At 74.8% G+C, this 1,245-nt stretch carries 1 protein-coding gene; it reads left to right on the top strand.

Annotation, left to right across the window (positions count from 1 at the left end; translation table 11 throughout):
• Positions 1–5: 5 nt before the first annotated feature.
• Positions 6–1,124 carry a 4-hydroxythreonine-4-phosphate dehydrogenase PdxA gene (gene pdxA, locus FV227_RS28580; RefSeq protein ID WP_147860475.1) on the top strand — a complete coding sequence of 373 codons (1,119 nt, stop codon included), beginning with the start codon at positions 6–8 and terminating at the stop codon, positions 1,122–1,124.
• Positions 1,125–1,245: the final 121 nt, after the last annotated feature.

The raw sequence follows: 1,245 nt of genomic DNA, 5'->3' as shown, positions 1-1,245 counted from the left end.
CCCCGATGCTCCCCCTCGCCCTGACGCTCGGAGACCCCGCCGGGATCGGACCGGAACTGGCGCTGGCGGCCTGGCTCGCCAGCACGCCGCGCGATCCGCTCCCCGCCTTCTTCCTCGTCGCCGACCCGGCCTTCGTCGAGCGGACCGCCAACCGGCTCGGCCTGCCCGTGCCGGTGGCCGAGATCGACCCCGAGACGGCGGCCGAGGTGTTTCCCCGCGCGCTCCCCGTGGTGGCGCTGCCGAGCGGCAGCGAGACCGAAGCCGAGCCGGGCGTCCCGGATTCGGTCACGGCCGGGGCGACGATCGAGTCGATCACCGCCGCCGTCGGATTCGTCCGCGCGGGCCGGGCCAGCGCGGTGGTGACCAACCCGATCGCCAAGTTCGTGCTGACGCGGGCGGGCTTCGCCCATCCCGGCCACACCGAGTTCCTGGCGGCGCTCGCGGTCGCGCCCGGCCGCACCCCGCCGCGCCCGGTGATGATGATCTGGAGCGAGACGCTGGCGGTCGTGCCGGTGACGATCCACGTGCCGTTGCGCGACGTGCCGGGCTTGCTGACGCAGGATCTCGTGGTCGAGACCGCCCGCATCGTCGCCCGGGATCTCGCCGAGCGCTTCGGGCTCGAAGCGCCGCGTCTGGTGCTGGCCGGCCTCAACCCGCATGCGGGCGAATCCGGCACGATCGGCCACGAGGACCGCGACGTGCTGGCACCGGCGGTGGCGCGGTTGCGTGCCGAGGGCATCGACATCCGCGGGCCGCTGCCGGCCGACACCCTGTTCCACGCGCGGGCGCGGCAGACCTACGACGTGGCGCTCTGCCCGACCCACGACCAGGCGCTGATCCCGGTGAAGACCATCGCCTTCGACGACGGCGTCAACGTCACCCTCGGGCTGCCCTTCGTGCGCACCTCGCCGGACCACGGCACCGCCTTCGACATCGCCGGCAAGGGCCTCGCCCGCCCCGACAGCCTGATCGCCGCGATCCGTCTGGCCGACCGCCTCGCCCGCACCGCCGCGGCGCGGGCCGGCGGCGCGGGCCGCACCGCCGACGTGATCCCGCTCAACGCCTATGCCGGCCGCCCCCGCTCCGCCCCGGCGGCGCATTTCGATGCGGAGGACGAGCTGTGAGCATCGTTTTTCGAAACGCCGAACGCCCCTTCCCTCCCCCCTCTGCGGGGGAGGGTGGCCCGCGAAGCGGGTCGGGAGAGGGGAGCGACGGTGCCGGATACCGCGCTCCCCTCTCCCGGCC

Source organism: Methylobacterium sp. WL119 (genome assembly GCF_008039875.1).
Taxonomy (GTDB): Bacteria; Pseudomonadota; Alphaproteobacteria; order Rhizobiales; family Beijerinckiaceae; genus Methylobacterium.
The sequence above is the reverse complement of the archived record's forward strand: the minus strand, read 5'-3'. Positions and strand labels throughout refer to the sequence as shown.